Here is a 24,864-nt window from a genome sequence, read left to right on the forward strand (position 1 = left end):
CCGCTCATTCGCCCGACGCATTGCCTGTTTGGGTCGGTGTTTCGTCAGCATCACGACGTCGTACGGAGCCGGCGACGACGTCGAAGCGGAACAGGCGGCATTCGAGTGCGCCGTTGTAGAGCGGGGTCTTGGCCGATTCGCGCAGGCGCAGTTGGCCGGGCAATCCGCGGTCGGAGGTCAGCATGTACGCATGCCAGCCCGTGAAGTGTTGTTTGAGCGCGGTGCCGAACGACTGGAAAAACTCGGCGCCCAGGTCGTCGTTGTGCGCTCGTTCGAATCCTCGCGGTGTCTCATCGTCACCTGCGCCTCCGCGATAGCCACCGCGCGTGTCGCCAGCGTCGCCTCGGGCACCGCGACCGCCGCGCGACTGCTCGCGTTCGCTGCGAGACGTCGGCCTCGCTTCGCCACGCGGGCCGCGGCCGCGGACTTCGATACGTTCGCCGTACGGCGGATTCGCAACCAGAATGCCGGGGCCCTCGACGGGTGCCACCATATTGCGTGCGTCGAGCTGCTTGAGCGACAAGGTCGGCACACCGGCGCGTGACAAATTGCTGCGCGCTTTCTCGAGCATGTCGCCCGAAATATCGCTGCCAAAAATCAGCAGGTCGCTGGTCTTCGCACTACGCGCCGCACGCGCGTTATCCATCGCGGCGACCTTGAGCGACTGCCATGCCGTGACGTCGTAGCCCTTGAGCTTTTCGAAACCGAACCGGCGCTGCACACCCGGTGCAACGCCGAGCGCTTGCTGAACGGCTTCGGCGAGGAACGTGCCGCTGCCGCACATCGGATCGTAAAGCGGTGTGTCGCGCGTCCAGCCGGTCAGACGCAAAATGCCGGCGGCCAGGTTCTCGCGCAGCGGCGCAGCTCCCTTGTCGAGGCGCCAGCCTCGCTTGAACAGCGGATCGCCTGATGTATCGAGGTAGAGCGTGCAGTCGGTCGCCGTCACGAAGACGAAGATCCGGACGTCGGGCTCTGCCGTGTCGATGTTCGGCCGTGCGCCGGTCTTGTCGCGCAGCCGATCGCAGACGGCGTCCTTGACCTTGAGCGTCGTGAACTCCAGGCTGCGCAACGGCGATTTGATCGCCGTCACATCGATACGCAGCGTCTGGTTCGCGGTGAACCACCGTTCCCACGGCTGCTCGAGCGCAAACGCGAAGATATCGTGTTCGTTGCGATAGGGCCGCGATGCGATCTTGAGCAGCACGCGGCTCGCGATACGCGAATGCAGGTTGGCCGCGAACGCCGCTGCCCACTCGCCCGCAAAGTGAACGCCACCGGGCACCTCCGCGCCAACCTTGATGGGCGCGTGAGCACTGATCTCGTGGAGCTCGGCAACGAGCGGGGCCTCGAGACCACGGGGGCAAGGGGCAAAGAATTCGAAAGAGGACATCGGCGGATCCGGCGGGGAGACAAGGCCACATTGTACGCGGCGGCCGACAGGATCAAGGACGCGGGGTCGACTGCGTCAGCACACTCGCAGCGCGCTCTGACGCCGCGACAGCCGTCGCGACGCCACTTGCCACCCCATCACCCCTTGTCGTGCCGTCCGACCATGTCGATGACTTCATCGACCAGCGTCTCGGGGCTTTGGTCGATGTCCACGACCACCGCCTCGTGCGGCCCCGGTGGCTCGAGTGTATCGAGCTGGCTCTGCAGCAGCGACGGGTCGAAGAAGTGCCCCTTGCGGCCAGCAAGCCGCTTCTCGAGCACTTCACGCGAACCGCGCAGATAGACGAAGATGACGTCCTTGTCGCCGGCACGCAGGATCTCTCGATACGACGCTTTGAGTGCCGAGCACGCGTAGACGTAGTCCACGCCCGAAGCGCGACGCGCTTCGATGTCCGCACGGATCGCACGCAGCCACGGCCAGCGGTCGTCGTCGGTCAGCGGGATGCCCGCGTGCATCTTCTTCTTGTTCGCTTCGCTGTGAAACGCATCGGCATCGGCAAAACCGCAGCCGAGCTTCGCGGCGAGCTGCTCGCCGACGGTCGACTTGCCGCTGCCCGACACGCCCATCGCTATCAGAATCATCGTGGCTCCTGTTTCCTACCTGTTCTCTGCAGGGTGCAAGCGTGACACAACGCGCTCACGACCGCCAAGCGCAAGCGCTCATCTGCCGCCCGCCGACCACTCACACGCTGCTCAGATCACCGACGCAAGAGCGAGCGTGAGCACGAGCCCCAGCACCGAAATGATCGTCTCGCAGAGCGACCAGGTCTTGAACGTCTGCGAGATCGTCATCCCGAAGTATTCCTTCACGAGCCAGAAGCCCGCATCGTTCACGTGGGAGAAGATCAGCGACCCCGCCCCTGTCGACAGCACGAGCAATTCGGGCCGGACCGTGGCCGTCGCGGCTGTCGCCAGCGGTGCAACGATACCGCACGCGGTGGTCATCGCCACGGTCGCCGAGCCCGTCGCAAGACGGATCAGCGCGGCAACGAGCCACCCCAGCATCAGCGGCGACAAGCTCAGCACCTTCGACGAATTGATGATCTGCTGCGAGATCCCTGTTTCGCGGAGGATAGCGCCGAAGCCGCCGCCCGCGCCGATCACGAGCAGAATGCCGGCGATCGGTCCCAGGCTGTCGTTGACGAACGAGAGGATCCGATCACGATCGAAACCACGCGCGCGGCCGAACGTCCAGAAGCTCACAAGCACCGCGATCAGCAGCGCCACAACCGAGTTGCCGAGCAACCGGATGATGTCGTTCGCCGTTGAATGCGCGGGCGTAAAGACATCCGCCCAGCTGCCGATCAACATCAGCACGACGGGCAGCAACACCGTGAACAACGTAATGCCGAAGCTCGGCAGGTCGGCCGGGTAGGGGTGACCCGCACGGGCCACAGCGACACGCCCGGACTCGCCGCGCGCGCTGGAATCTGCTGCGCCTTTCCCGTTACCCACATGTTTGTCAGCCGGTTTCGCGCCGCGCGAGCCCGCCTTGCCGTCACCCGCCTCCTCGTCTTTGGACACACCGCGCTCGGCCCGGCTGCCGATGAACTGCCGCGCAATCGCGTTGTCGGGGTTCAGATGCACATGCTTGTAGATCGACAATGCAAACAGGGGCCCTGCAACGATGGCCGTCGGGATACCGACAAGCAGGCCGAACGCAATCGTCTTGCCGATATCGGCATGAAACGCCTGCACGGCGATCAAGGCTGCCGGGTGCGGTGGAATCAGGCCATGCACGATCGACAAGCCCGCGATCATCGGGACGCCAACCAGCACCATCGACTTACCCGTGCGCTGGGCCAGATTGAATGCGATCGGAATCAGCAGCACAAAACCGACTTCGAAGAACACCGGCAATCCGACGATCACGGCAATGCACATCATGGCCCAATGCACATGCTCCTCGCCGAACCAGCCGATTAACGTGGTCGCTATACGCTCGGCGCCGCCCGATTCGGCCATCATCTTGCCGAGCATGGTCCCAAGCCCGATCACGAGCGCAATGTGTCCAAGCGTGCCGCCCACACCGGTTTCGAACGCTTTGACGACCTTATCCATCGGCATGCCGGCAGATACCGCCAGCAACAGCGAGACGACAAGGAGAACAACGAAAGGATTGATTTTGAAGCGCGCGATCAGAACGATCAGCGCAATGATTGCGACCAGGGCTTCGATCAGCAACGGGGTACCGTGTACGGCTCCCATGCAGGCCTCCTGAAATGACGGGCATCGGCGGCCCGCGTTGTTATGTGGAGCAAAGCGGTGATGCGGTAATTCAATAACCCGGTAATTCGGTAATTCGGTAATTCGGTAATTCGGTAATTCGGTAACGATATTTCTTGAATCCAATAACTCGGTAAAGCAGTAGTTCGGGAATACTGTAATTCGCGAATGCAGTGATCCGCTAAAGCAGCGATTCGGGATCCACGTCCGAGAACATCCGAAGGCTTAAGCCGCCTTCTGCGCGTGATGGTGAGCGAGCTGGCTGGCGCCGCGCGCGAGGCGCGTGACTTCGGCCCAGTCCTTCGCCGACACGGCCGACTTCGGCGTCATCCACGAACCGCCGACGCACACGACGTTCGGCAACGCGAGGAAGTTCGGCGCCGTTTCAGGCGTGATACCGCCGGTCGGGCAGAAACGCAGCGTCGGGAACGGGCCGTGGAAAGCCTGCAGCATCGGCACGCCACCGGCCTGTTGAGCCGGGAAGAACTTGACGATCTCGTACCCGAAGCTGATCGCCTGAACGAGGTCCGACGGCGTCATGCAACCCGGCAGCAAAGGCAGACCGGCGCTGACCGCAGCGTCGTGAAGTTCGCGCGTGAGGCCCGGCGACACGCCGAACTGAGCACCCGCCTTCTTCGCGGCCGCGACTTGCTCGGGCTTCGTCAGCGTACCGACACCGACGACGATATCGTCGGCAATCTTGCTCGCGCGTTCGATCACACCCAGGCCGGCTTCGGTGCGCAGCGTGATTTCGAGCACCTTGACGCCGCCTTCGTACAGCGCGCGGCAGACCGCTTCACCTTCTTCGACGGAATCGAACGCGAGAACCGGAATAACCGGACCGATACGAACGATATCGCTGACTTTGATCATTGCTTGCTCCTTCGATGGATTCATTGTTCTGCGGATTCACTGACCGGCGGTCACGCTGGCAGCACCGGTTGCCGCATGCGTTCCAGCGGTTGTCGCGCTCTTGCCGTGTGCATGTTCGCCCGGCAACGCACCAAACACCGACGCGCCAAACTCAGCCGGCATCGCCTGCGAACGGAACACGCCAAACAACTCGCGGCCGAAACCGACTTCATTCTGATCCTGATGCTGCGGCTTCGCGACTTCGCGCTGCGCCCAGATTTGCTCGTCGATGTCGACGTCGAGAATGCCCGCTTCGGCGTCGATCACGATCTTGTCGCCGGTGCGCACCTTGCCGAGCGGCCCATTGAGCAACGCTTCCGGCGAGATGTGGATCACCGCGGGCACCTTGCCCGACGCACCCGACATACGACCGTCGGTCACCAGCGCGACCTTGAAGCCCTTGTCCTGAAGCACGCCGAGCGGCGGCGTGAGGCGGTGCAATTCGGGCATCCCGTTCGCACGCGCGCCCTGGAAGCGCACGACCGCCACAAAGTCCTGGTTGAGCTTGCCGGCGTCGAAAGCGGCCTGCACTTCTTCCTGCGAGTCGAACACGATCGCCGGCGCGCGCACGGTGCGATGCTCGGGTGCCACGGCCGAGATCTTGATCACGCCGCGGCCGAGCTTGCCCTGCATCAGGCGCAGGCCACCATCGGCCTGGAACGGCTCGGCAACCGGGCGTAACACCTTCGCATCGAGCGACTCGGCTGCACCGTCAACCCATTGAAGCTTGCCGTCAATGAGCTTCGGTTCTTTCGTGTAGTGCGACAGACCCTTGCCGGCGACGGTCGTGACGTCTTCGTGGAGCAGGCCCGCGCCGAGCATCTCGCGCACGAGGAAGGCCATGCCGCCCGCGGCGTGATAGTGGTTCACGTCGGCCTTGCCGTTCGGGTAGATCTTCGCGAGCAGCGGCGTCGATTGCGACAGCTCGTCGAAATCGTTCCAGTCGATCAGCACGCCAGCGGCGCGCGCGATGGCGACCAGGTGCAGCGTATGGTTCGTCGAACCACCGGTTGCGAGCAGCGCGGCGATGCCGTTGATGATCGCCTTCTCGTCGACCACGTGACCGATCGGCGTGTAGTTCGCACCGTCAGCGGTCAGCTGCAACACGCGGCGGGCCGATTCTCCCGTCAGCGCATCGCGCAGCGGCGTATGCGGATGCACGAACGCCGTGCTCGGCAAGTGCAGGCCCATGACTTCCATCAGCAGCTGGTTGCTGTTGGCGGTGCCGTAGAACGTGCAGGTGCCGTGGCCGTGATAGGCCTGGGCTTCGGCTTCGAGCAACTCGTCGCGGCCGCACGAGCCGGTTGCAAAACGCTGGCGCGTCTTGGCCTTGTCGTCATTGGACAGGCCGCTCGTCATCGGGCCAGCCGGCACGAAAATCGTCGGCAGATGGCCGAACTGCAAGGCGCCGATCAGCAGCCCAGGCACGATCTTGTCGCAGATGCCCAGACATAAAGCGGCGTCAAACATATTGTGTGTTAGCGCTACCGCGGTCGACATCGCAATGACTTCGCGCGAGAACAGCGACAGCTCCATGCCGGGATTGCCCTGCGTGATGCCATCGCACATGGCGGGCACACCACCGGCAAACTGCGCGACGCCGCCGGCTTCATTGGCCGCGCGCTTGATGATGTCGGGGTAGGACACAAACGGCGCGTGCGCCGAGAGCATCTCGTTATACGACGACACGATCGCGATATTGGGTACGCGCACCGCCTTGATCTTCATCTTGTCGTCGCCGACAAGTCCTGCGAAGCCGTGGGCGAGATTCGCGCATGACAGCGCGTCGCGGGCGGGGAACTTGCCCTGCGCATCGGCGATGCGCTGGAGGTAGGCTTCGCGCGTGGCGCGGCTACGCTCGATGACGCGGGCGGTGACCTTCTGCAGATTGTGATGCGGGGATACCATCGATTGTGCTCCTTGCCGGCCGCAGTGCCGCGATCGTTTTATTGGTCTTCTTGAAGTAAGAGCTTCGAATTTTAACTCAAACACCCCCCTCGCCCGCGCGCACGGCTGTGCGATTATGTGGGCCACGGCCCTCCGGGGCTGCTCTTCACTGCCCTGCGAACCGTAATGCACACGCCCTCCGATCGCCCGCTCTCCCCCGCCACATCAAGCTCTGCCCATTCAACCGAGTCCGATCCGGCATCCGCTTCCGATCTTTCAGCCGCCGCGGAAAATCTGACCGCAGGATGGGAATCACCCGATGACGCGTACGGCTGGCTCGAAGACAGCGACGCCAAACCGGTGTCGGAATGGGTGAGCGCGCAGAACACACGCACGCTCACAGAATTTGCGCACGGCGACGGCTTCGAGACGCTCGTGCGCCGGCTCGTCGATGAAGCGCTGTCGCCGGACCAGCTCGTGATACCCACGCGCCACGGCGACTGGGCTCACGACTTCCGGCAGGACGAAGCCCATCCGCTCGGCATCTGGCGCCGCACGCGCTGGGACGCCTGGCTTGCCGGCACGCCCGAATGGCAAACCCTGCTCGATCTCGACGCGTTGAGCGAGGACGAGGAGGTCGATTGGGCCTGGCACGGTGCGTCGGTGCTCTACCCCGACCGCGACCGCGCGCTGATCTTTCTGTCACCGGGGGGTGGCGATGCGATCGTGATCCGCGAGTTCGATCTCGTGAAACACGAGTTCGTCACGCACGGCTTTCACATCGACCAGGTCGGCAAGCACGGTGCAAGCTGGATCGATCGCGACACCCTGTACCTCGAATGGGATCCGAGCGACGGCGATACGACGCATCCGAGCGTCACGCGCTCGGGCTACCCGCGTGAAGTGCGCAAATGGTCGCGCGGCACGACCCCGGACGACGCCCGGGTCGTCTTCGCCTGCGAGCCGGGAGACATTTCCGCGTCGGCGTCGTTCGATGTCGAAAGCCAGCGCCACTTCGCGTTTCGAAGCATCACGTTCGACGAAGGCACAACGCACTGGCTCGACGAGGACGGAGCCACGTGGCACGCGTACGACGTGCCGCTCAACGCGGACGTCTATACGTGGAAGGGCTGGCTGATGATCGCACCGAGTCGCGACTGGACGATCCACGACACCGTGCACCGCGGAGGCTGTCTTCTCGCGATTCGCGAAGATGCGTTTCTCGCGGGCTCGCGGGCGTTCCTGCCGCTGTTCACGCCCGGCGACAAGACCGCCTTCGCGGGGTTCGAGACGGGCAAGGACTGGGCTGCCATCAACTTCACGGACGACCTGCTTACGCGCACGCGTTTCTGGCAACCGCCGTCGGTTGAACGCCTGATCCAGGCCGCCGAATCCGCCCCCGCCGTGGAGGCCGTGTTTTCGCTTGGCTCGGGTGCCATCGAAGCGGGCATCATGCCGGGCGCTTCGGCCTACGTGGCCGCCCACGTCGCCGTCGACCCGGCGGTCCACACGTTCCGCGACATGCCAGCTGCCGCCGGCAGCGAGGCATCGACGTGGTTCGTCGACGACTTGCTCGACGACACGCTCTTTATCGTCAGCCATCACTACCTCGAGCCGCCGACGCTCTGGCTCGGCGACGCGCGTGCCGACGATCTTGGCGATCATCGGCGGATTCAACAGTTGCCGGCCTCTTTCGAAGCCGCCGACCTGACGGTCAGACGCGCGAGCGCGACGGCACCCGATGGGACGGCCATTCCGTATTGGGTCATTGGCAAGCGCGCGATCATCGAATCGGAACAGCGCGTCGCCGCGCCGTGTCTGCTCTACGGATACGGTGGCTTCGAAATCGCGCTCGAGCCTCACTATGCGAGCAGCCCCGGTATGGGCTGGCTCGAGCAGGGTGGGCTTTATGTGGTCGCCAATATCCGGGGCGGCGGCGAATACGGTCCCGAATGGCACCGCGCGGCGATTCGCGACCAGCGCCATATCGCATTCGACGACTTCGTCAGCGTCGCGCGCGCGCTGATCGCCGACGGACTCACAACACCGGCGCAACTCGGCATTCAGGGCGGAAGCAATGGCGGCCTGCTCGTCGCAGCGTGCATGGTCCGGCATCCCGAGCTGTTCGGCGCCGTCGTGTGTGAAGTACCGGTCCTCGACATGCAACGCTTCCACCGCTTGCTCGCCGGCGCTTCATGGATGGAAGAGTACGGTGACCCGGACTCACCCGACGATGCGCGCTTCCTTGCCGCCTATTCGCCGTATCACCGCGTGCAGGCCGACGTGAAGTATCCGGCAGTGCTGTTCACTTCCGCGGCAGGCGACGATCGCGTGCACCCGGCTCACGCGCGCAAGATGGCGGCGAAAATGCAGGCGCAAGGCCATTCGGATATCTGGTACTACGAGGAAACGCAGGGCGGCCATGGCGCAACGCCGGACCCGCGCGACGCGGCGCGCAGCACGGCGCTCGTTTATGCGTTTCTGTGGGAAACGATCGGCCGGGCCGCAGCGTAGAGCGATCGGTCGATTGGAACGGTCAACGTGGCGTAGGCCGTTCCGGTTCGCTTCCCGTCACGACGCTGCGGAACAATCAGCCGTCGTGCGGCGGATGGGTCGACACAACCGCCAGGTTGCAGCGCTCAGAACGGTTTGACGACGACCAGAATCACCGCGGCCAGCAGTGCGAGCACGGGCAATTCATTGAAGTAGCGATAGAAGCGGTGCGAACGCGTGTTCGCGCCGCGCTCGAATTGCACGAGGATGCGCCCGCACATGACGTGGTAGACGATGACCAGCGCGACCACCCCGAGCTTCGCGTGCATCCACCCCTGCCCTTGTCCGATCCCGATGACGAGGAACAGCCACAGGCCGAACCCGATCGCCGGTACAGCGATAAAGGTCATGAAGCGGAACAGCTTGCGGGCCATCAGCAACAAGCGCGCAGTCGCCGCCTGATCCGTCTCCATCGCGAGATTGACGAAGATCCGGGGCAGATAAAACAAGCCGGCAAACCACGAAGCGACAAAAACGATATGTAGCGCCTTGATCCAGAGCATCGTGTCGCGCCGCCTATTGTCGAACTTCGCCGTGACCGAGCACGACATACTTGAGTGAGGTCAGCCCGTCGAGCCCGACCGGGCCGCGCGCGTGGAGCTTGTCGTTCGAGATGCCGATTTCAGCGCCGAGGCCGAACTCGAATCCGTCCGCGAAACGCGTCGACGCGTTGACCATCACGCTCGCCGAATCGACTTCGCGCAGGAAACGCATCGCACGGTCGTGGTCTTCCGTCACGATCGCGTCGGTATGGGCTGAGCTATAGGTGTTGATATGGTCGATCGCCTCGTCGAGCCCGGCGACAATCCTGACCGCGAGAATCGGCGCGAGATATTCGGTCGACCAGTCTTCCGGCTGCACATCCGTGACGTCGTCGATGCCCGATGCATGCAGAATCGCCTTGGACTCACCGTCGACGCGAAGCTCGACGCTCTTGTCACGAAACAGCTTGCCAAGCAGCGGCAGCGCGCGCGGTGCGATGCCCTGCGCCACGAGCAGCGTTTCCATCGTGTTGCACGTCCCATAACGATGCGTCTTGGCATTGTCCGCAATGCGCAGCGCCTTCTCCACGTCGGCGCAATCGTCGATGTAGACGTGGCAGATGCCGTCGAGGTGCTTGATCATCGGCACACGCGCGTCGGCCATCAGGCGTGCGATCAGGCTCTTGCCGCCGCGCGGCACGATCACGTCGACGTACTCGGTCATCGTGATCAGTTTGCCGACCGCCGCGCGATCCGTCGTTTCAACGACTTGCACGACATCCGCGGGCAAGCCCGCCGCAGCGAGGCCTTCTCCGATCGCGCGAGCGAGCGCGGTATTGCTTTCGATCGCTTCGGAACCGCCACGCAGGATCGTCGCGTTACCTGACTTCAGGCAGAGCGCCGCCGCGTCGATCGTCACGTTCGGGCGCGACTCGTAGATGATGCCGATCACGCCGAGCGGCACGCGCATCTGGCCGACCTGAATGCCCGTCGGACGGAACTTGAGGTTGCTGATCTCGCCAACCGGGTCAGGCAGCGCGGCGACCTGGTTCAGGCCCTCGATCATCGTGCGCAGCGCTTTGTCCGACAGCGTGAGCCGGTCGATGAACGCGGCGTCCTGTCCGTTGACTTTGGCGCGTTCGACGTCGCGTGCGTTCGCCGCGCGCAGGGTCTCCACGTCGCGCTGGATCGCGTCCGCAATCGCCTTCAGTGCCGCATTCTTGGCCGCGGTGCTCGCTTTGGCGATCGCACGCGATGCCGCGCGCGCGCGGCGCCCGACGCTGTCCATGTAGTCGTTGACGTCAGTGGCCGCGCTCGCCTGCGTCGTTACTTGATCGTTCGCACCCATCTCATCACATCCTGTGTCACGTTATGCTGCGCGCCGTGCCGGCGTCATGGCCGCCATGGCCAGCTCGAATAACCCTGCCCACGGATCGGCCGGTGGCAAAGCCACGGACGCCGAGCCGCGGCGCGTGCCGCCGAGGCCGGTCAGCCCCTTGACCTGTTTGTCGAGCTTCGCCGCGAGTTCAAGGCCCCGCTCGAGCGCCGCTTCGTTCACACGCGACACAGCAGGCCCCATCAGTCGTTCACGCGGACCCCAGACGCGGTTCTCGCGCAGCAGCACCGCGAGCGGCTTGCCTGAAGCCATGCCACGCTTCACGCGAAGCAGCGTTCGGATTTCTTCGGTCAGCGCCCAGAGTACGAGCACCGCAGCCTCGCCTTCGCCGCGCAACCCGTCGAGCATGCGGGCCGTGCGGCCGACATCGTTCGCAAGCACCGCTTCGCTCAGCTTGAACACGTCGTAGCGCGCCACATTGAGCACGGCGTCCTGCACCGACTCGAAATCAAGCACACCGGCCGGATGCAGCAGCGCGAGCTTCTGGATTTCCTGATGCGCGGCGAGCAGATTTCCTTCGACGCGTTCGGCAATGAATTCCAGCGCGCGCTTGCCGGACTCGCCCGGCGCAAGGCGCTGGCCTTGCGCCGCGAGGCGTTGACCGATCCAGCCCGGCAGTTGCGCGCGCTCGACTTTATCGACCTTGATCGCGACGCCACCGTCGACGAGCGCATTGAACCAGGCCGTCTTCTGCGTCGCTGCGTCGAGCCGAGGCAGCGTGATCAGCGTCAGCACATCGTCGCTCGACGACGCGGCGATCTGCTGGAGCATCTCGCCGCCTTCCTTGCCTGGCTTGCCGGTCGGAATCCGGACTTCGACGAGTTGCCGGTCGCCGAACAGCGACATCGACTGGCTCGCACCCAGCAGGCTGCTCCAGTCAAATCCGCGTTCGACCGTAAAGACATTGCGCTCGGTGAAGCCCACCGCACGTGCGCTGACGCGAATCGCATCGACCGCCTCCTGGACGAGCAGGGGCTCGTCGCCGTAGACGGTGTAGAGGTGCCCTAGCCCTTTGGCGAGGTGGGCACCGAGCGAGTCGGCACGCAGCTGCATGGCGTTTGCGATGTCAGGACGGTGAGATCAGAGCGGCGGCGTCGGCAACGGAGCGCGGCGATTGACGGCGGGCGCCGCCGGTTCTTCGCCAGGCTCCAGCGTGTGCACGACGGCAAGACGACGCAACAACTGGTCAACCGCGTCGTGTTCCATGTCGCGATACAGAATGTCGGCTTCGGACTCTTTGGCGAGCGCGAACTGGTTGTCGTAGGTCATCGAGCGGTTCAGCGCGATCGACGACGACGGAATCAGCACTGCGCCGTTCTTCGCGATCAGCTGGTAGCTCAGCGTCAGGTCGAGCTCGTATTCCTCGACGATACCCGCTGCGCTCAGACTCAATGTGCCCTGTCCCTTGCCCTCGCTGAGCACGAGAATCGCATCGGCACCGCCGACTTCCTTGACGACCCGGGTATCCGAGCCCGCCTCGATCTTGCGCGTGAGCAGCGCGTTCATTTCACGCGAGCCACCCGACTGGATATAGAGGTTCTTGAACGGATAGTCCTCTCGTCCCTGCAGCTGGAAGCCGCACGCACTGAGCAGGCATGCCGCGGTAATGGCGAAAGCGCTAAGCCGAATCACTGTCACTCCCTCAAGTCACGCGCTGCGTCGCGCAAGGTGCCGGACCGTGAAGCGCGGTCCGGCACGCCGCTGGTGTGGTTCAAACAACGACGTTGACCAGTCGGCCCGGCACGACGATCACTTTCTTCGGTGCCTGGCCATTGCCGAAGCGCTCGAACATCTCATGCGAGAGCGCCGCCTTTTCGATGACTTCGCGCGTCGCGTCCTTCGCGACGGTCAGCGCGCCGCGCACCTTGCCGTTGATCTGCAGCACGAGTTCGATTTCCGAGACGTCGAGCGCCTTCTCGTCGACACCCTGCCAGCGTGTGTCGAGCAGGTCCGTGCCGAATTCGTCGCGATAGCCGAGCTCGTCCCAGAGCGTGACCGTGATGTGCGGCACGACCGGATACAGCAATTGCAGCAGGATCGCATACGACTCGCGCAGCACGTTTGCGCCGTGCTCGCCGTCGCCTGCGGTCTTGGCCGCCTCCATCGCATTGAGCATCTTCATCGATGCCGAAACGACCGTGTTGTACTGGATGCGCTGGAAGTCGAACTCAGCCTGCTTGAGCACCGTGTGGATTTCAAGGCGCAATGCCTTCTGCGCGTCAGTCAGCGCGGCGGTGCGCAATGCGGCGCGATCGACACGACCCGACTTGAGCAGCTCGCGCTGCGCATACGCGTAGTTCCACAGGCGGCGCAGGAAGCGGCTGGCCCCTTCGACACCCGAGTCGGCCCACTCGAGACTTTGCTCGGGCGGCGCGGCAAACATCGTGAACAGGCGTGCCGTGTCGGCGCCGTACGAATCGATCAGCGACTGCGGGTCGACGCCGTTGTTCTTCGACTTCGACATCTTTTCGACGCCGCCTGCAATCACCGGCTGGCCATCGCTCTTGAGGGTCGCACCGTCAGCCGTCAAAGTCACGTCGAGCGGGTTGAACCACGTGCGCTTGCCCGACGGATCTTCGCGGTAATAAGTCGAATTCAACACCATGCCCTGCGTGAGCAGGTTCGCTGCCGGCTCGCCGAACTTGATCAGGCCGAGATCGCGGCATGCCTTCGCCCAGAAGCGCGAATACAGCAAGTGAAGAATCGCGTGCTCGATGCCGCCGATGTACATATCCATCGGCATCCAGTAGTCGGTACGCTCGTCGACCATGGTCGGCGCATCGGGGCTCGCATAGCGATAGAAGTACCACGACGAATCGACGAACGTATCCATCGTGTCGGTCTCGCGGCGCGCATCGGCGCCGCACTTCGGACACTTGACGTTAAGGAACGCCGCCGACTTCGCGAGCGGGTTGCCCGAACCGTCCGGAACGAGGTCCTCGGGCAGCACGACGGGCAGATCCGCTTCGGGCACCGGCACATCGCCGCAGTGCTCGCAATGGATGATCGGGATCGGCGTGCCCCAGTAGCGCTGGCGCGAGATACCCCAGTCACGCAGGCGCCACGTCACTTGCTTGTCGCCGAGGCTGAGATCCTTGAGGTCGATCGCGATCGCGTCGATCGCTTCCTTGCTCGTCAGGCCGTCGTACTTGCCGCTGTTGATCAGACGGCCGTTTTCCTTGTCGCCGTACCACTCGGCCCAGACTGTCGTCGAGTAGTCGTTGTCGCCGACTGCCACGACCTGCTTGACGGGCAGCGCGTACTTGAGCGCGAACGCGAAATCGCGCTCGTCGTGCGCGGGCACGCCCATGACGGCGCCTTCGCCGTAGCTCATGAGCACGTAGTTGCCGATCCAGACTTCCACGCGCTCCTGCGTGAGCGGGTGCGTGACGAAGAAGCCCGTCGGCTTGCCCTTCTTTTCCATCGTCGCGACATCGGCTTCGGCGACACCGCCGCGCTTGCATTCGTCGATGAATTGCTGGAGTTCCGGCTTGTTGCGCGCGAGCCGCGTCGCGAGCGGATGCTCGGCGGCCACGGCCACGAACGTCACGCCCATGATCGTGTCGGCGCGCGTCGTGAACACGCGCAGCAGCTTCGACTCACCGTCGATTTCGTACGGGAAGCCGAAGTTCACGCCGAAGCTCTTGCCGATCCAGTTCTGCTGCATGACCTTCACGCGCTCGGGCCAGCCGAGGCCGTCGAGGTCGCCGAGCAGTTCGTCCGCGTACTGCGTGATCCGCATGTAGTACATCGGGATCTCGCGCTTCTCGACGACGGCGCCCGAACGCCAGCCCTTGCCGTCGATGACCTGCTCGTTCGCGAGCACGGTCTGGTCAATCGGATCCCAGTTCACGGTGCCCGTCTTCTTGTAGACGATGCCCTTCTCAAGCAGCTTGAGGAACAGCCACTGGTTCCAGCGATAGTAGTCAGGCTTGCACGTCGTAACCTCGCGCGACCAGTCGATCGCGAGACCCATCGACTGCATCTGCTTCTTCATATAAGCGATGTTGTCGTAGGTCCACTTCGCGGGCGGCACGTTGTTGGCCATCGCTGCATTTTCGGCAGGCATGCCGAACGCGTCCCAGCCCATCGGCATCAGCACATTGCGGCCCTGCATGCGCAGGTAGCGCGCCATCACGTCGTTGATCGTGTAGTTGCGTACGTGCCCCATATGGAGCTTGCCCGACGGATAGGGCAGCATCGACACACAGTAGAACTTGTTGTCCTGATCGGGTGTCTCGACGGTTTTGTAGACGTCGCGTTCACGCCACTGTGCTTGCGCGGCGGATTCAACGTCTGCGGGAACGTACTTTTCTTGCATGGCGGAGGTCGGGTGGTACGCGAGAGTCGCACGCCGCGATGCAGGCGGCATGCGTGTCATTTTGGGGCAAGCCGCGATTATACCGTCTGACGCGGCGCGCCATGACCGCGCTAGTTCCCGGTTGCGGCCGGCGTGGCCGAACTGGCGCCAGTATTCGCCTGGTCCGGCAGCGTCACGAAACCGATCCGCGACACGCCGGCCTGCTGGGCATCGGCCATCACGCGGGCGATCGTTTCATAGCGGGTCGCACGGTCCGCGCGCAAATGCACTTCGGGCACCGGGTTCTGCTTGCCCGCGGAGGCCAGTTTCGCGCGAAGTCCGGCTTCGTCGAGCGGCGCCGCATCCCAATAAATCTGCCCCTTCGCGTCGATCGAGACATCGACCGTCCGGGTGCTATCCGGCGCGGCGACGGCCGACGCACGCGGCAAATCGAGCTTGACCGCTCGCGTGAGCAACGGCGCCGTGATGATGAAGATCACGAGCAGCACGAGCATCACGTCGATCAGCGGGGTCATATTGATGTCGGACATCGGTCCGCGGGTCGTGCCCCCTTGCTCGCCGTCGCCGAAGCCACCGAATGCCATGAATGCGTCTCCGCGTGTGAGGACCGTGTGCGTGCCGCGCCATCAGACCCGCGCGGCGCGCGACGTGCCCGGTTCCCTGGGCGCAGCGGCCACACCGGGCGCGCGCATCGCGGCGGCCGGGCTCGCCGGCGCAAGCGCGAACGCGTGCAGATCGCGCGCAAAACCGTCGAGGTCCTCGCCCAGTTGGCGAACCTGGCGTCCAAGAATGTTGTAGGCCAGCACGGCGGGGATCGCGACGACCAGACCGAACGCCGTCATGATCAGCGTCTCGCCGACCGGGCCCGCGACGCTATCGATCGAGGCCTGCCCGCTTTGCGCGATCCGGCCGAGCGCGTGATAAATCCCCCAGACCGTCCCCAGCAGGCCGATGAATGGCGCAGTGCTGCCGATCGATGCCAGCAGCACCTGGCCGAATTCGAGGCGACGTTGCGAACGCTGCAGGGCTTGCCGCAAGCTGCGCATGACACGATCGCCGCGGTCCACCCTCGCCAGCAATGCGCCGGGCACATCGGCTTCGAGACTGTGAAGTGCGGCTTCGGCGAGCGGCGTGAACACACGCTCGGTATCGTCGCGACGCATCGCGGACACACCGTCGCTCAGCGTAGGCGCCTGCCAGAACACCGCGATGGCTCGCGGCGCGTGGCGCCGGGCGCGCACGACGATCCACGCCTTGACGAGCAGGAAACACCAGCTGAGCAACGACATGGCGAGCAGCAGCCACGCAACAGCCTGCGTGACTGCGTCACCGGTACGCAAATAGTGAATGACACCCGTCTCACCCATCGACGGCTCCGTGAAGTCGAGTCAGTGATGACCGCCCATCGCCGCCGGGGTTCCCGATCAGGCGAGGCCGAGCACGTCCTGCATGTCGTAGAGGCCGTGCGTCTTGTCGGCAAGAAACCGTGCAGCAACGAGCGCGCCACGAGCGTAGCTGACGCGGCTCGACGATTTGTGCGCGATTTCGATGCGCTCGCCGAGCCCGGCGAACAGGACGGTGTGATCGCCGACGATATCGCCGCCACGCACGGTCGCGAAGCCGATCGTCGACGGATCGCGCTCGCCGGTCACGCCTTCTCGGCCGTACACGGCATCTTTCGAGAGGTCGCGGCCGAGCGCGTTGGCGATGATTTCGCCCATGCGCAGCGCCGTGCCCGACGGCGCGTCGACCTTGTGGCGATGGTGAGCTTCGATGATCTCGATGTCATAGCCGGTCGACAGGAAGCGTGCGGCGAGATCGAGCAGCTTGAATGTGACGTTAACACCCACGCTCATGTTCGGCGCGAACACGATCGGCAGCGTCTTCGATGCCGCATCGAGCTCGGCCTTCTGCGCGTCGTTGAAGCCGGTCGTGCCGATGATCATCTTCACACCGTGCTGGCGAGCGATCGCGAGGTGCGCGAGCGTGCCTTCGGGACGCGTGAAGTCGATCAGATACTCGGCCTTCGAGAGGACCGCATCCACGTCGTCGGACATCGCGACGCCGGTCGTCGTACCGAGAAACGCGCCGGCATCCTGCCCGACGGCGTCGCTGCCCTGGATGCACAGCGCACCGGCCAGCTGCGCGTCCGGGTCGGCGAGTACGGCTTCGACAAGCATCCGGCCCATGCGGCCGTTTGCGCCGGCGATGGCGACTCGCATCAGTTCGATCCCGATTGCGGCGGCGCCGGCGACGGCGTCGGTGCCGGTGCACCGCTGACAGCCGCATCGCTCGCGCTCAGCACGCGATCGAGGCCGCTCGAATCGGGCACGGCGTTGTTGTTGCCTTGCTGCGGCGCCGGCTTGCGTTGCAGGTTGATCTGCGGCTGGCCTTGCGGTTGCTGTACGCCACCGATGACCGGCTGCGGAATCTGCGAACCATTGGGCACCGGCTTCGCATTGCGCGACGGTGCCGTGTCGATCGATGTCGCTGCGTTGGCCGCATTGGCTGCCGCCACGTTCGGCGCGACGCCAGACGACGAGGCATTGGCATTCGGCGCAGTCGTCTCGGGCTGGCTTGCAGCACCCGCTGCCGCAGCTTCCGACGCCGCGCTCGCCTGCTTCGCGATACGCTCCTGGCGCAGCAGGTTCGACTGCTTGTCGTCACCGTCGATCGCGGCGAGCAATTCCTGCTCGCTCGGCAGATCTTCCGCGCCGCTCCAGTGATCGAGCGTGTCGCCATTGAAGATCACGACGAGGTCACGTTGCTGGACGATTTCGCGCGGACCGCGACGGAACGAGAACACGTAGTCCCAGCGATCCTGGTGGAACATGTCCGTCAGCAACGGCGTGCCGAGCAGCGTCTTGACCTGATCGCGCGTCATGCCCTTCTGTAACTGCGCAGCCGTTTCAGCCGAGACGAAGTTGCCTTGCTCGATCGTCAGGTGATACGGCGTAATGCGGTCGATGACCTGGTGCGTCACGCTGTTGTAGGTCGAGCAGGCAGCAAGTACAGCGGCACACACGACGGCAACAGTCACGAAACCCGCGTGGCGAACGCCACGATTGAAGAAAGTTGAACTCATTTCACCCATTGTTCCGCGTTCGATGACGCGAGATCTTTGATGCCGCCCAGGAAATCCCATTATGATTGGGGCTTCGTATTGTACTCTAGGGACGCAGAGCCATGACCAATCCCGCCGACTTGAAAAATATCGGCCTGAAAGCGACCCTGCCGCGCCTCAAGATTCTCGAGATTTTTCAGAACAGCAGCGTGCGACATCTGACCGCCGAAGATGTCTATCGGCACCTGCTGCATGAAGAGCTCGATATCGGGCTTGCGACGGTGTATCGCGTATTGACGCAGTTCGAGCAAGCGGGCCTGCTCACACGCAGTAATTTCGAGTCGGGCAAGGCTGTGTTCGAACTCAACGAAGGCACGCACCACGACCACCTGGTCTGCGTGGACTGCGGCCGCGTCGAAGAATTCTACGACGCCGAAATCGAACGCCGTCAGCAAGCCATTGCAGCCGAGCGCGGCTTCGCGTTGCACGAACATGCGCTGGCGTTGTATGGCGCGTGCACGAAGACGAATTGTCCGTACAAGAAGCACTGAGCAAGCCACATCGAGTCCTGCCGCCGGCAGCCACGTTCGAACGTCGCACCGCGCGTCATCACCGCTTCGCCGCTTGCCTCACCCGGGATGGCGTTCAAAGTCCGACAGCAATCTCGCCTCCACTTCGGCTGACCACACGAATGCGAATCGTAACGATTCACAGCTTCCTTTCGGATGGTTACCCGACGTCATGGCATAAAAAAACCCGGCGAACTTCGCCGGGTTTTTTATCCGCACGACTCGCTACCAGCGCGAGCCGCTGACGCCGATTACTGCGCCTTCGCGAATGCGACCGTCGTGTCCAGCATGCGGTTCGAGAAGCCCCATTCGTTGTCGTACCAGCTCGACACCTTGACGAGGTTGCCCGACACCTTCGTCAGCGTGGCATCGAACACCGACGACGACGGGTTGTGGTTGAAGTCGTGCGAGACGAGCGGTGCCGTGTTGTACTCGAGAATGCCCTTGAGTGCGCCTTCCGATGCGTCCTTGAGGATCTGGTTGACTTCATCGACCGTCGTTTCGCGCGCGGCGATGAACGACAGATCGACGATCGACACATTGATCGTCGGGACGCGGATCGCGTAGCCGTCGAGCTTGCCGTTGAGTTCCGGCAACACGAGGCCGACTGCCGATGCAGCACCCGTCTTCGTCGGGATCATGCTTTGCGTCGCCGAACGCGCACGGCGCAGATCTTCGTGATAGACGTCCGTCAGCACCTGGTCATTCGTATAGGAGTGGATCGTCGTCATCAGGCCCGACACCACGCCAAGCTTTTCATGCAGCGGCTGAACGAGCGGCGCGAGGCAGTTCGTCGTGCACGATGCGTTCGAGATGACCGTGTGTTCCTTCTTGAGATTCTTGTGGTTCACGCCGTACACGATCGTCGCATCGACGTCCTTGCCGCCCGGTGCCGAGATCACGACCTTCTTGGCGCCACCCTTCAAATGCGCGCTCGCCTTTTCCTTCGTCGTGAAAAAGCCCGTGCATTCGAGCACGACGTCCACGCCGAGCTCGCCCCACGGCAGTTCGGCCGGGTTGCGGTTTGCGAGCACGCGGATGCGATCGCCATTGACGATCATGTAGTCGCCGTCAACCGTGATCGTGCCGGGGAACTTGCCGTGCACCGTGTCGTATTGCGTCAGGTGAGCATTGGTATTGGCGTTGCCGAGATCGTTGATCGCGACGATTTCGATGTCGTGCTTCTTGCCTGCTTCGTAGAACGCGCGCAGCGTGTTCCGGCCGATCCGGCCGTAGCCGTTGATTGCGACGCGAATTGCCATGTCCTTATCTCCTGAGGGTCAAATTCGGCGCAGCGGCTCTTGATGCCTGCTGCGCCGGTGAAACGATTCGTCTGGCGCCTCGTGCCCGTTCGCACAGGCCGTTATCGAGTGCGCCGTCCGACGCTGCCTGCCGTCTGATCGATCAATTACATGCCGAGCACGCGCTTGGCGGTCGCCACGACGTTCTCGACGGTGAATCCGAAATGCTTGAACAACTCGCCCGCGGGAGCCGACTCGCCGAACGTATCGATACCGACGACGCCGCCTTCGAGGCCGACATACTTCGCCCAGAAGCTCGTCACACCGGTTTCGATCGCGACGCGCGCCACACCCTTCGGCAGCACGTATTCCTTCCAGTCATCGCTCTGGCGGTCGTACACATTGGTCGACGGCATCGACACGACACGTGCGCCGATACCGGCTTGCTTGAGCGCCTCAACGGACTTGACCGCGAGTTCGACTTCCGAGCCCGTTGCGATCAGGATCAGCTTGCGCGACACCGTCTCTTCGTCCCAGTCGACGAGCACATAACCGCCCTTGGCGATCGCATCGATCTTCGCATCGCTACGCTCGTTGAATGCAAGGTTCTGGCGCGTGAAGATCACGGCGCTCGGGCCCTGACGCTTTGCGGCTTCGATCCACGTCACCGCGGTTTCGACCGTATCCGCCGGACGCCACACGTCGAGGTGCGGGATCAGGCGCAGGCTCGACACATGTTCGACCGACTGGTGCGTCGGACCGTCTTCGCCGAGACCGATCGAATCGTGCGTGAACACGAAGATCGAACGGATCTTCATCAGCGCGGCCATCCGCAGCGCATTACGGCTGTAGTCCGAGAACGTCAGGAACGTGCCGCCGAACGGCAGGTAACCGCCGTGCAGCGCGATACCGTTGAGCGCGGCGCTCATGCCGAACTCGCGCACGCCCCAGTTGACGTGATTGCCCCACTGGATCGTGCCGTCGTGGCCCGCGCGCACCGGCTTGCTGGCCTTCCAGTTCGTCAGGTTCGAACCCGTCAGATCCGCCGAACCGCCGAGCAGTTCAGGCAGCGCCGCGGCCATGCCGTCGAGCGCGTTTTGCGACGCCTTGCGCGTGGCGATCGTTTCGCCCTTCGCGACCGTCGCGTCGATCAGCGCCTTCGCCTTTTCGGCGTAGTCACGCGGCAGTTCGCCCTTCATGCGGCGTTCGAATTCGATCGCGCGTTGCGGGTGCTTGCCCGCGTATGCCGCGAAGCGAGCCGTCCATTCCTTTTCAAACCCGGCACCGCTCTTCTTCGCATCCCATGCGTCATAGACATCTTGCGGAATCACGAACGGCTCGTATTCCCAGCCGATCGCCGCACGCGTCGCAGCGATTTCCTGTGCACCCAGCGGCGCACCATGTGCGTCGTGGCTGTTCGCCTTCGTCGGCGCACCCTTGCCGATGATCGTCTTGCAGCAGATCAGCGTCGGGCGATCCGACGTCTTGGCGGCCTTGATCGCGGCGTCGACCGCGTCGATGTTGTGGCCGTCGACACCCGGAATCACATTCCAGCCGTAGGCCTCGAAACGCTTCGGCGTGTTGTCGGCAAACCAGTTCTCGACGTGACCGTCGATCGAAATGCCGTTGTCGTCATACAGCGCGACAAGCTTGTTCAACTTGAGCGTGCCGGCGAGCGAGCAGGCTTCGTGCGAGATGCCTTCCATCAGGCAGCCGTCGCCGAGGAACACATACGTGTGGTGGTCGACGATCTTGTCGTCGCCGTCGTTGAATTCAGCCGCGAGCAGGGCTTCGGCGAGCGCCATGCCGACGGCGTTCGCAAGACCCTGGCCGAGCGGGCCGGTCGTCGTTTCCACGCCCGGCGTGATACCGAATTCCGGGTGACCCGGTGTCTTCGAGTGCATCTGGCGGAAACGCTTGATCTCCTCCATCGGCAAGTCGTAGCCGGTCAGGTGAAGCAGCGAGTACAGCAGCATCGAGCCATGACCATTCGACAGCACAAAGCGGTCGCGATCAGGCCAGTGCGGGTTCGTCGGGTTGTGACGCAGATGGCGATGCCAGAGCGCCACGGCAATATCGGCCATGCCCATCGGCGCGCCCGGGTGACCGGAGTTGGCTTGCTGAACGGCATCCATCGCGAGTGCACGGATGGCATTGGCCATGCGCGTACTGGTGTTCGATGCGGCGGGAGCGGAAGGGCTGAGAGACGTCGTCGTCATGTCGGGAATCCCGGAACGGAACAAAGAACTGGGCGCGGCGCGCCGGAAGCAGGTACGCGGCAAAGCCCCGGATTTTACCAGATGGGCTCCTGCGCGCTTTGCGGAAACCAGGGCCCGACCGATATGTTTTTTCGGCCCCAGAGCGTACGCCGTTCGTCGACTGCCTGCATGACAGAATGCTGTCCTTCGCTGCGCGCCGTCCCGACGCCGGATTTTTCCGGCATGCGAACGCGTGGCAAACTATCGATTCGCCGTTTCCATGGAGTGCCGATGTCCGATTCCGCCGCCGAGCGAACCCCATCCTCGAGCTCGCAGGCCGACCCCCGGCCCTCGAACACGCCGTGGCTCACGCCCTATTTGTGCGTGCGCGACGCGAAGGCGAGCACGGCGTTCTACGAAACGGTCCTTGGATTCGCCGTCCGTGACGCCGTCAATGAGGACGGCGCGACGATGCACGTGGAAATGACGTGGCAAGGCCAACTGATCCTGATGTTCGCGCCGGAAGGCGCGTTCGGCTCGACCGCACTGACGCCGCGAACGTCGAACACCCAGGCGCCGCACCTGTTTTATCTCTACGTCGATGACGTCGACGCCGCCCATACGCGCGCGCTGGCTGCGGGCGGCACATCGATCATGGTCCCGCAGGACTCGTTCTGGGGCGACCGCTTCTGCCAGATCGAAGACCTCGACGGCTATCGCTGGGGGCTGGCCCGCCGGCCTGCCCCGCCAGCCACGCCAACGTCACACGCCCCGGCCTGACGCACTCCGCTGACTTCCATGCCTCGTTTTCATCTCGCGACGCCGTTGCAAACCCTGGCGCCCGGCGCCGCCATCGACCTGCCCGACGACATCGTGCGCCACGTTCATGTGCTGCGACTCGAACCCGGCGACACGATCACGCTGTTCGACGGTACAGGCGGCGAGTATTCGGCCCGCCTCGACGACATCGCCAAGCGCCACGCCACCGCGACTCTCGGTGAGCACGATCCGCGCGAAGCGGAAACGCCTTACTCGGTGACGCTCGCGCAAGGCATTGCCGGCGGCGACAAGATGGACTGGCTCATCGAGAAAGCCGTCGAACTCGGCGTGCAGCGTGTCGTGCCCCTGTCGACGGCGCGCTCGGTCGTACGCCTGTCGGGCGAACGCGCCGTCAAACGGACCGACCATTGGCGCGCCATTGTGCGCGCCGCGTGTGAACAATGCGGACGCAACCGGGTTCCGGATGTCGATGCCCCGACCGACTACGGCAGGTGGATCGGAGGACAAGGCGAATGTGAAGGGTTTGCCGCACCCGGCGCGGCGGCCGGTGACGCCAGCTCGTCGGTGTCGCCTGAACGTATCCGCCTCATGCTGTCGCCGCGGGCGTCGCCGGGCCTCGATGCGCTCCCGGCTGCCGCACCGTCAGTGCCCGTCGAGATATTGATCGGCCCCGAAGGCGGACTCTCGGACGACGAAGAAACGTCCGCCATTGCCGCAGGCTATCGTCCGCTCAGTCTCGGCGCACGGATCCTGCGCACGGAAACCGCGGCGCTCGCGATGCTCGCGGCCCTGGCCACGCGGTGGAGCGGCTGGTAGCGAAGCGGCAGGCAAAACGGACGGGTTGCCAGCGACAGCGTCGACCGCCGGTCGCCGTCGCTGTCGACACCTCCGAATGCGCATCCCGGGCGCGCCGTGCCAGGCGGACCAAGCAGCTGCAGTGAGCGGAACCGGCGATTCGTGATGCCGGCAATGCGTACCCTCGAGTCGTTCACCACGACCAGGAGGGTCATCATGTCGGAAGCTGTCGCAGCACAACGTTTCTCATCGCCTTTGGCACTCCACGCGCGCTTGCAAGCGCGTCCTCAAACGCGAGCCGAACCCGACGGGCACGAGGCGCCCGTCAAAATCGCCGACGATCACAAAGAGCCACACGGAGGTCGCCCGCTAAGCCCGGCGGAGCAGTTGCTGGTGGTGCTTCAGGTCATGGGGGCTGCGGGATTGCTTGCTTCGACGCCGATATCGCTCGCGACACGTTCGCCCGGCGAGGTTTCGGGCGTTAAGTCGCCGACTCGGCCTGATGCCGCAGACGCACGCCGGCAAGCCATGAACCTGCTGCGGGAGCGAACCCAGCCGCGCGCCGATATCGTCGAGCACAACGGCCTCGTGACTCAGCCATCCGGAAAGCACGGATGGGGAACCGCCGACGTCTGGGAAGACAACGCATGGGAGCGCTATGGCGCTCCGGAGATACAGCTCGAAAACGGCGCCCGCGTGCCGACGTGGTCGAAACCCGTCGAGCGGGTCAAGGAAATCAAGCTGGAACGGAGCGGAGGCACGATCCCTGTGTCGGGAAAAGCAAACGAAATGCTGTGCGTGAAGTTGCCAGGCGACCCGGCAACGGGCGAGGTCACGGTCAATTTCGGGGCCACCAACTCACCCTACGTGGTGGGGCCTACGTTCGTGCGACGCGGTGAGGAGTATTACGCCACCGTCGTCATCACCACTGACTATGAAGGCGCGGCGTTTGAAGTCACATCGAAGCCGGGTGTTGCCGGAGCTTGACGCT

At 64.0% G+C, this 24,864-nt stretch carries 21 protein-coding genes; 5 read left to right on the top strand and 16 right to left on the bottom strand.

Annotated elements, in window-relative coordinates:
• Window positions 1-4: 4 nt before the first annotated feature.
• From ACMFWR_RS17125 to edd, 5 genes are all read right to left on the bottom strand, one after another.
• Complete coding sequence (locus ACMFWR_RS17125) at window positions 5-1,390, bottom strand: THUMP domain-containing class I SAM-dependent RNA methyltransferase (protein WP_413192787.1); 1,386 nt, start codon at window positions 1,388-1,390, stop codon at window positions 5-7.
• Window positions 1,391-1,527: 137 nt separating this feature from the next.
• Window positions 1,528-2,031, bottom strand: a complete 504-nt coding sequence (locus tag ACMFWR_RS17130; protein WP_413192788.1) for a gluconokinase — start codon at window positions 2,029-2,031, stop codon at window positions 1,528-1,530.
• A gap of 111 nt (window positions 2,032-2,142) precedes the next feature.
• Window positions 2,143-3,657: an SLC13 family permease gene (locus tag ACMFWR_RS17135; protein ID WP_413192789.1), complete on the bottom strand. Its 1,515-nt coding sequence runs from the start codon at window positions 3,655-3,657 to the stop codon at window positions 2,143-2,145.
• A 243-nt stretch (window positions 3,658-3,900) separates the two neighbouring features.
• A complete protein-coding gene (eda, locus tag ACMFWR_RS17140) occupies window positions 3,901-4,548 on the bottom strand; it encodes a bifunctional 4-hydroxy-2-oxoglutarate aldolase/2-dehydro-3-deoxy-phosphogluconate aldolase (protein ID WP_413192790.1) in 648 nt (215 codons plus the stop codon).
• 36 nt (window positions 4,549-4,584) lie between these two features.
• Complete coding sequence (edd, locus tag ACMFWR_RS17145) at window positions 4,585-6,495, bottom strand: phosphogluconate dehydratase (RefSeq protein WP_413192791.1); 1,911 nt, start codon at window positions 6,493-6,495, stop codon at window positions 4,585-4,587.
• A 165-nt stretch (window positions 6,496-6,660) separates the two neighbouring features.
• Between edd and ACMFWR_RS17150 the strand changes: the two genes are divergently transcribed.
• A complete protein-coding gene (locus ACMFWR_RS17150) occupies window positions 6,661-8,988 on the top strand; it encodes a prolyl oligopeptidase family serine peptidase (protein WP_413192792.1) in 2,328 nt (775 codons plus the stop codon).
• 125 nt (window positions 8,989-9,113) lie between these two features.
• Here the strand turns inward: ACMFWR_RS17150 and ACMFWR_RS17155 are convergent, their stop codons facing one another.
• The 9 genes from ACMFWR_RS17155 to ACMFWR_RS17195 form a co-directional block, all read right to left on the bottom strand.
• Window positions 9,114-9,530 carry a CopD family protein gene (locus ACMFWR_RS17155; protein ID WP_413192793.1) on the bottom strand — a complete coding sequence of 139 codons (417 nt, stop codon included), beginning with the start codon at window positions 9,528-9,530 and terminating at the stop codon, window positions 9,114-9,116.
• A gap of 13 nt (window positions 9,531-9,543) precedes the next feature.
• Window positions 9,544-10,857 carry a glutamate-5-semialdehyde dehydrogenase gene (locus ACMFWR_RS17160; protein ID WP_413192794.1) on the bottom strand — a complete coding sequence of 438 codons (1,314 nt, stop codon included), beginning with the start codon at window positions 10,855-10,857 and terminating at the stop codon, window positions 9,544-9,546.
• A 21-nt stretch (window positions 10,858-10,878) separates the two neighbouring features.
• The gene (holA, locus tag ACMFWR_RS17165; RefSeq protein ID WP_413192795.1) at window positions 10,879-11,958 is read right to left on the bottom strand and encodes a DNA polymerase III subunit delta; all 1,080 of its coding nucleotides are present in this window, start codon (window positions 11,956-11,958) and stop codon (window positions 10,879-10,881) included.
• A 27-nt stretch (window positions 11,959-11,985) separates the two neighbouring features.
• On the bottom strand, window positions 11,986-12,537 hold the full coding sequence (gene lptE, locus ACMFWR_RS17170; protein WP_413192796.1) for an LPS assembly lipoprotein LptE: 552 nt from the start codon (window positions 12,535-12,537) through the stop codon (window positions 11,986-11,988).
• Window positions 12,538-12,616: 79 nt separating this feature from the next.
• Window positions 12,617-15,226 carry a leucine--tRNA ligase gene (gene leuS / locus ACMFWR_RS17175; protein WP_413192797.1) on the bottom strand — a complete coding sequence of 870 codons (2,610 nt, stop codon included), beginning with the start codon at window positions 15,224-15,226 and terminating at the stop codon, window positions 12,617-12,619.
• A gap of 110 nt (window positions 15,227-15,336) precedes the next feature.
• The gene (locus tag ACMFWR_RS17180) at window positions 15,337-15,810 is read right to left on the bottom strand and encodes an ExbD/TolR family protein (RefSeq protein WP_413192798.1); all 474 of its coding nucleotides are present in this window, start codon (window positions 15,808-15,810) and stop codon (window positions 15,337-15,339) included.
• 42 nt (window positions 15,811-15,852) lie between these two features.
• Entirely contained in the window at window positions 15,853-16,593 is a 741-nt protein-coding gene (locus ACMFWR_RS17185; protein WP_413192799.1) for a MotA/TolQ/ExbB proton channel family protein, read from the bottom strand.
• Between the two features lie 57 nt (window positions 16,594-16,650).
• A complete protein-coding gene (gene dapB, locus ACMFWR_RS17190; RefSeq protein ID WP_413192800.1) occupies window positions 16,651-17,448 on the bottom strand; it encodes a 4-hydroxy-tetrahydrodipicolinate reductase in 798 nt (265 codons plus the stop codon).
• On the bottom strand, window positions 17,448-18,311 hold the full coding sequence (locus ACMFWR_RS17195) for an outer membrane protein assembly factor BamE (protein WP_413192801.1): 864 nt from the start codon (window positions 18,309-18,311) through the stop codon (window positions 17,448-17,450). The genes dapB and ACMFWR_RS17195 overlap by 1 nt, the downstream gene beginning before the upstream one ends.
• A gap of 101 nt (window positions 18,312-18,412) precedes the next feature.
• Here ACMFWR_RS17195 and fur point away from each other — a divergent pair, with 101 nt between their 5' ends.
• On the top strand, window positions 18,413-18,841 hold the full coding sequence (gene fur / locus ACMFWR_RS17200; protein ID WP_413192802.1) for a ferric iron uptake transcriptional regulator: 429 nt from the start codon (window positions 18,413-18,415) through the stop codon (window positions 18,839-18,841).
• Window positions 18,842-19,110: 269 nt separating this feature from the next.
• Here the strand turns inward: fur and gap are convergent, their stop codons facing one another.
• Together gap and tkt are read right to left on the bottom strand one after the other, a co-directional pair.
• On the bottom strand, window positions 19,111-20,121 hold the full coding sequence (gene gap, locus ACMFWR_RS17205) for a type I glyceraldehyde-3-phosphate dehydrogenase (protein WP_413192803.1): 1,011 nt from the start codon (window positions 20,119-20,121) through the stop codon (window positions 19,111-19,113).
• 146 nt (window positions 20,122-20,267) lie between these two features.
• Complete coding sequence (tkt, locus tag ACMFWR_RS17210) at window positions 20,268-22,319, bottom strand: transketolase (RefSeq protein ID WP_413192804.1); 2,052 nt, start codon at window positions 22,317-22,319, stop codon at window positions 20,268-20,270.
• A gap of 270 nt (window positions 22,320-22,589) precedes the next feature.
• Between tkt and ACMFWR_RS17215 the strand changes: the two genes are divergently transcribed.
• From ACMFWR_RS17215 to ACMFWR_RS17225, 3 genes are all read left to right on the top strand, one after another.
• Window positions 22,590-23,078 carry a VOC family protein gene (locus ACMFWR_RS17215; protein ID WP_413192805.1) on the top strand — a complete coding sequence of 163 codons (489 nt, stop codon included), beginning with the start codon at window positions 22,590-22,592 and terminating at the stop codon, window positions 23,076-23,078.
• Between the two features lie 18 nt (window positions 23,079-23,096).
• Window positions 23,097-23,894, top strand: coding sequence for a 16S rRNA (uracil(1498)-N(3))-methyltransferase (locus ACMFWR_RS17220; RefSeq protein ID WP_413192806.1), 798 nt, complete (start codon window positions 23,097-23,099; stop codon window positions 23,892-23,894).
• 195 nt (window positions 23,895-24,089) lie between these two features.
• Complete coding sequence (locus ACMFWR_RS17225; protein ID WP_413192807.1) at window positions 24,090-24,860, top strand: hypothetical protein; 771 nt, start codon at window positions 24,090-24,092, stop codon at window positions 24,858-24,860.
• Window positions 24,861-24,864: the final 4 nt, after the last annotated feature.

This window comes from Pararobbsia alpina (assembly GCF_965118125.1).
Lineage (GTDB): Bacteria > Pseudomonadota > Gammaproteobacteria > Burkholderiales > Burkholderiaceae > Pararobbsia > Pararobbsia alpina_A.

Coding starts and splice junctions, on each gene's coding strand:
- ACMFWR_RS17125 (WP_413192787.1), bottom strand. CDS start 1,390: ATGTCCTCTTTCGAATTCTTTGCCCCTTGCCCCCGTGGTCTCGAGGCC.
- ACMFWR_RS17130 (WP_413192788.1), bottom strand. CDS start 2,031: ATGATTCTGATAGCGATGGGCGTGTCGGGCAGCGGCAAGTCGACCGTC.
- ACMFWR_RS17135 (WP_413192789.1), bottom strand. CDS start 3,657: ATGGGAGCCGTACACGGTACCCCGTTGCTGATCGAAGCCCTGGTCGCA.
- eda (WP_413192790.1), bottom strand. CDS start 4,548: ATGATCAAAGTCAGCGATATCGTTCGTATCGGTCCGGTTATTCCGGTT.
- edd (WP_413192791.1), bottom strand. CDS start 6,495: ATGGTATCCCCGCATCACAATCTGCAGAAGGTCACCGCCCGCGTCATC.
- ACMFWR_RS17150 (WP_413192792.1), top strand. CDS start 6,661: ATGCACACGCCCTCCGATCGCCCGCTCTCCCCCGCCACATCAAGCTCT.
- ACMFWR_RS17155 (WP_413192793.1), bottom strand. CDS start 9,530: ATGCTCTGGATCAAGGCGCTACATATCGTTTTTGTCGCTTCGTGGTTT.
- ACMFWR_RS17160 (WP_413192794.1), bottom strand. CDS start 10,857: ATGGGTGCGAACGATCAAGTAACGACGCAGGCGAGCGCGGCCACTGAC.
- holA (WP_413192795.1), bottom strand. CDS start 11,958: ATGCAGCTGCGTGCCGACTCGCTCGGTGCCCACCTCGCCAAAGGGCTA.
- leuS (WP_413192797.1), bottom strand. CDS start 15,226: ATGCAAGAAAAGTACGTTCCCGCAGACGTTGAATCCGCCGCGCAAGCA.
- ACMFWR_RS17180 (WP_413192798.1), bottom strand. CDS start 15,810: ATGGCATTCGGTGGCTTCGGCGACGGCGAGCAAGGGGGCACGACCCGC.
- ACMFWR_RS17185 (WP_413192799.1), bottom strand. CDS start 16,593: ATGGGTGAGACGGGTGTCATTCACTATTTGCGTACCGGTGACGCAGTC.
- dapB (WP_413192800.1), bottom strand. CDS start 17,448: ATGCGAGTCGCCATCGCCGGCGCAAACGGCCGCATGGGCCGGATGCTT.
- ACMFWR_RS17195 (WP_413192801.1), bottom strand. CDS start 18,311: ATGAGTTCAACTTTCTTCAATCGTGGCGTTCGCCACGCGGGTTTCGTG.
- fur (WP_413192802.1), top strand. CDS start 18,413: ATGACCAATCCCGCCGACTTGAAAAATATCGGCCTGAAAGCGACCCTG.
- gap (WP_413192803.1), bottom strand. CDS start 20,121: ATGGCAATTCGCGTCGCAATCAACGGCTACGGCCGGATCGGCCGGAAC.
- tkt (WP_413192804.1), bottom strand. CDS start 22,319: ATGACGACGACGTCTCTCAGCCCTTCCGCTCCCGCCGCATCGAACACC.
- ACMFWR_RS17215 (WP_413192805.1), top strand. CDS start 22,590: ATGTCCGATTCCGCCGCCGAGCGAACCCCATCCTCGAGCTCGCAGGCC.
- ACMFWR_RS17220 (WP_413192806.1), top strand. CDS start 23,097: ATGCCTCGTTTTCATCTCGCGACGCCGTTGCAAACCCTGGCGCCCGGC.
- ACMFWR_RS17225 (WP_413192807.1), top strand. CDS start 24,090: ATGTCGGAAGCTGTCGCAGCACAACGTTTCTCATCGCCTTTGGCACTC.